The sequence below is a fragment of the Tissierella sp. genome (assembly GCF_052089545.1).
Lineage (GTDB): Bacteria > Bacillota > Clostridia > Tissierellales > Tissierellaceae > Tissierella_A.
In genome coordinates this window covers 1-4901 of sequence record NZ_JBQDAA010000176.1, presented here as the reverse complement: position 1 = coordinate 4901, position 4901 = coordinate 1, and the positions used below count along the sequence as shown (strand labels likewise).

Below are 4901 nucleotides of genomic sequence, written 5' to 3'. Positions count from 1 at the left end.
GTATTTACAATGCATAAGGGCCTTTATTCTTTGATTTTACTGCAAAACTCAAGTTCTATAACAAAGTATATAAAAAAACAAGGGCACCTTAGGCCCTTGATTTATATTAGCTTAGAGTAAAACTCTACTATAAGCTGATCTTCAATTTCTATTGGTATTTCTTCTCTTTCCGGCATACGAGTAAGCTTAGCAGAGAAATTATTTTCATCTTTTTCAAGATATGGATAAGAATTTAAAAAATTATTTTGAAAGTTTTCTTTAAACTCTTCTATATCTCTTGATTTTTCCTTTAGAGATAAGGTATCTTCAACATTTACCTTGTAAGACGGTATATTTATCTTTTCACCATTTAACAAGATATGTCCATGAACTACCATTTGTCTTGCTTGTCTAATAGAAGAGGCAAAACCCATTCTATATGTTAAGTTATCAAGTCTAGTTTCTAAAGATTTAACAAGAGCTGTACCTGTAAGTTCTGGAGCTTTCATAGCTTCTCTAACGTATCTTGTGAATTGCTTTTCCATTACTCCGTAATAGGCTCTTAGTCTTTGTTTTTCTAATAATTGCTTACCATATTCTGTTAACTTTCTGTCTTCTCTTGAAGAACCTTTTGTAGCTCTATCCATAGCTTTTGGATGACCACAAACATTTAATCCTAATCTCCTAGATTGTTTAAATCGGGGTACCATCATTTTTGCCATATTTATTCATCTCCTAAATTATTTGCCGCGGATAATTTAAGCCTTAAAAAGATTATAGCATAAAATAAGGAAGATGTAAACGATAACCACTATCAATTGCAAAGAATATAAATCTATAAATATTTAATAGGATGATGCTTATATTAAATATTTATATAGTAGAAGGGACAGTAGTCCTAGGCCTCCTGGAGATAGCTATTCAAATTGTTTTAATCCCAATCTTAATGTATGTGCTAAATAAATATACGACTATTAACTTAGATTAAATATAGGAAAACATAAAAAATATAAGAAAAAATATTTTTCTGTTATATTTTTCTGTGGTTTTGTTTATAATCTATAAGAAGTGGGTGATGACTTGATCTCTAAAGAAATAAATATAAATAAAGAAAATTTAAAAGAACTTTTTAACAATACATCTGATCTAGTCTTATATGAGTTTAAGACACTTTCAGATATATCAATATTGATAGCTTATATAGGCAATACCATAGATCAAAACATATTAAATGAAGACATAATAAAACCTTTAAAAGAAGACTTAGATATAAAAGAAAATATAAATTCTAAAATTTTTATTTCTAATTATACAGAAATAAAAGACTTAAAAAATTCAATAAATCCTATGACTAGAGGTGGGGTTATATTATTCATTGAAGGACTAGACTGTTCTTATATATATAATATATCTAAATGGAAAGAAAGAGATCTAGGCACAGCAGATAATGAAACTAGTGTAAGAGGACCCCAACAAGCTTTTATAGAAGAGATAGATGTAAACAAATCTTTAATTAGACAAAGAGTTAAAAACAATGATTTAATATTTGAAGACTATACAATTGGCAATGTAACAAATACTGATATTTCTTTAGTATATATAGATAAAATAGTAAAACCAGAAGTATTAGAAGAGTTAAGAAGTAGAATTTTAAATATAGATACTGATGCTATTTTAGATGGTGGAAATATAGAAAGCTTTATAGACGATAATATCAATAGAATATTTGCAAGTCTTTCCTATACTGAAAGACCAGATGTAGTGGCAGGAAAAATAATGGAAGGTCGTATAGGTGTAATCTGTGATGGTAGTCCAGATGTCTTAACCCTACCAAAACTTTTCATAGAAAACTTTCATACTGCAGAAGACCAGTATATAAGACCACAATATGCTACATTTTTAAGAATAATAAGAATAATAGCATTTATAATAAGCTTCACATTTCCAGCTATATATCTAGCCTTAATATCCTTCCATCAAGAGATGGTTCCTACAGATTTACTGATATCTATAGCTGCTCAAAGAGAAGGAGTGCCTTTTTCATCAGCACTTGAAGCTGTGATAATGGTTATATTTTTTGAACTTTTAAAAGAATCTTCTACAAGGCTCCCTAAAGCTATAGGAGAAGCAGTTACACTTGTTGGGGGTCTTGTAATAGGTCAAGCGGCAATAGATGCAGGGATAGTAAGTGCAAGCCTTGTTATCGCTGTAGCATTATCAGGCATGGCAGAGTTTGTCGTTCCAAAACTTAGAGAAATGATAACTGTTTATAGACTAATATTTGTGCTTATTGCAAGTGTCACAGGACTTTATGGAGTGTCTTTAGGTTTAGTTATGATTGGGGTTCAACTAGTCAGTATAAAATCTTTTGGAGTCCCCTATATGTGGCCTATGGCTCCTTGGGATATGCAAGGGATGAAGGATAATATATTGAAATTTCCAAAACAAGATTTAAATATAAGACCAAATGTATTAACTCCTAAAAATGCAAGGAAAAGAGATGAAGAAAAATGAATAAATTATTAAAGTTATTTAGTGCCTTTTTACTTATCTTTCTAAATGTTTTTTTAATATCTTGTACTATTTCAAATGAGATAGATACTCTTGGCATAGTAGTAGCTGTAGGATTAGATGTAGATGGAGATGAAGTGGTGCTCACAAACGAAGTAATAAATCCTATGGATGTTTCTAGTAATGAAGGTAATGAAAGTCAAGAATTTGCTAGGTTTGTAATAAGTAGAGGGAGAACCATACAAGAAGCAATGTCAAATGCAAGCCTTACATTTGATAAAAAACTCTACTATCCTCATGCTCATATGATAATAATTGGTGAAGATCTAGCTAAAAATGGACTTGATGGATTTGCAGATATATTTTCTAGGGATAATGAAATAAGAGAAACTACATTTTTAATGATAGCAAAGAATGCTAAAGCCTATGAAGTAATGGGTATAAATGAAGGTCAATCTAATTCTTCTGGGAAATATATATATGAGATAGCAAAGCAAGATGGATTAAATAGTAAGCATAGAACTTTAAATATAAGTGATTTTTTTAAATATATATATCAAAAAAATGAAGGTCAAGTTTTTGGACTAGTAGAAAAGTCAACGGTTAGAAAAGAGGGTGAAAATGAATTTAGAGAAGTTTTAAGCGTGGAAGGAGGAGGGGTTTTCAAAGAAGGCAAATTGGTTGGATATTTTTCTGGTGAAGAGATTGCAGGATTTAGATTTATAGTAGATGAATATGAACAAGGTGATATAGTGTTTAGGACTCCAAAAGATATAATAAAAGAAAAACGTGAAAAAAAACATAAACATAATTATACTTCTTTTAGGATATATAAAAATAAAACAAAGATGGATATTAAATTAATAGATGATAAATTTCACTTATTTATAGATTTAAAACTTAGTGGAAGCTTAAAATCCACTCAAAGAAGTATAGATTTAAATGAGTCTGAGACTATAAATAAGATAGAACAAAGCATACAAAAAAATATAAAGGGTACTATAGGAGACACTCTTAAAAAGGCTCAGGCAGAATTGGAAGTAGATACATTTAGTATAGGTCGCTTAGTATATACAAAATATCCTCATATATGGAATGATATAAAAGAAGATTGGACAGAAGTTTTCAAAGACTTGGAGTATACAATAAGTGTGGATGCAAGTATAAATGATTCAGGTTTTACAAACAAATCGATGTCTATAAAGAAGAGTATATATGAGTAATGATAAAATAAGCAATCGCCAGATGATATTTATGTTAACTATATTTAGAGTTACTATGTCTTTGTCCTATTTTGGTTCTATGGATTTCCCTCCATCAAATCAAGACAACTGGATTATTATATTACTTTCATTTTTTTATGCTATATTTTTTGCAATACCTATTTTATTTTTAGTAAATAAATTTAAAGGCCTTAACATGATAGAATACTTTTCTATAATACTTGGTAAAAAGGGAGGTAAAATAATTAATTTAGTATATGGAATTTACTTTTTAGCATATTCTATATATTTAATAGGAATAGAAGCCCAACTTGCAGGCGTAAATTTACTTCCCTCCATTTCAAATATGGTTATAATAGGTTTACTTTTAATAGTAAGCTTATATATCTTATCAAAGGGAATAGTTTTAATGTTTTGGTCGGGTGAGATGATATCTTCATTGGCTTTTATTGGGATTATATTATTGGTTATAGCAGGACTTAAAAACGTAGATATCAACCTTTTACGACCTATATTAAAAGACTCTACTTTAATGGAAATAAATAAGGGCACATTTTTAACTTCTTTAATCTTTACAGATATATTTCTATTATCAATGGGAGCGAAATATTTAACAGATAAAAAAAGCATAAATAAAGTATTTATAAAAAGTGTTATATATTCTTTGCTATTTGTTACAACTATAAATATAGTAATTCAAGCTAGTCTTGGAGTAGAGCAGTCAAAGAACCTTATCTATCCATTTTTAATATATTCAAGACTTATAAAATACAGTTCTGTATTTGAAAGAATAGATATACTCTATGTTATCACATGGCTAAGTGCTCATACTGGCAAAGTAGCCATATATTTATTTTTTAGTCTTATGTGTTTTAAAGATGTATTTAATATAAAAAAAGGTAGAGCATTAGTTATAATATTAACTATAATTGTAGGAGTTGTGTCAATTAACCTAACAAATAAAGAACTATTAGGAGTAAACGAATTTTTTCTAAAGAATGTATTATATATTCCTTTTATATTTTCAACCATAATACCGACACTTATATGTATAGTATATTTTTTCAGAAGAAAAACCTTGAAAAAATATACTATAGAGGAAAAACAATTATAAACTTTGTAAAGCTATTTTCTATACTTTCTACCCTTATTCTTCCTCCATGGGCTTCAACTATATATTTTACAATG

At 28.7% G+C, this 4901-nt stretch carries 4 protein-coding genes; 3 read left to right on the top strand and 1 reads right to left on the bottom strand.

The annotated features are described in order from the left end of the window. Nucleotides 1-101 precede the first annotated feature (101 nt). On the bottom strand, nucleotides 102-701 hold the full coding sequence (gene rpsD / locus ACTHW2_RS10770) for a 30S ribosomal protein S4 (protein WP_442263921.1): 600 nt from the start codon (nucleotides 699-701) through the stop codon (nucleotides 102-104). Nucleotides 702-1059: 358 nt separating this feature from the next. Here rpsD and ACTHW2_RS10765 point away from each other — a divergent pair, with 358 nt between their 5' ends. From ACTHW2_RS10765 to ACTHW2_RS10755, 3 genes are read left to right on the top strand one after another with little or no spacing between them, the layout of a single operon-like run. After that, the gene (locus ACTHW2_RS10765) at nucleotides 1060-2493 is read left to right on the top strand and encodes a spore germination protein (RefSeq protein ID WP_442263920.1); all 1434 of its coding nucleotides are present in this window, start codon (nucleotides 1060-1062) and stop codon (nucleotides 2491-2493) included. Beyond that, nucleotides 2490-3713 carry a Ger(x)C family spore germination protein gene (locus ACTHW2_RS10760; RefSeq protein ID WP_442263919.1) on the top strand — a complete coding sequence of 408 codons (1224 nt, stop codon included), beginning with the start codon at nucleotides 2490-2492 and terminating at the stop codon, nucleotides 3711-3713. Before ACTHW2_RS10765 ends, ACTHW2_RS10760 begins: the two co-directional genes overlap by 4 nt. Further along, nucleotides 3706-4827: a GerAB/ArcD/ProY family transporter gene (locus ACTHW2_RS10755; protein WP_442263918.1), complete on the top strand. Its 1122-nt coding sequence runs from the start codon at nucleotides 3706-3708 to the stop codon at nucleotides 4825-4827. Before ACTHW2_RS10760 ends, ACTHW2_RS10755 begins: the two co-directional genes overlap by 8 nt. Nucleotides 4828-4901 lie beyond the last annotated feature (74 nt).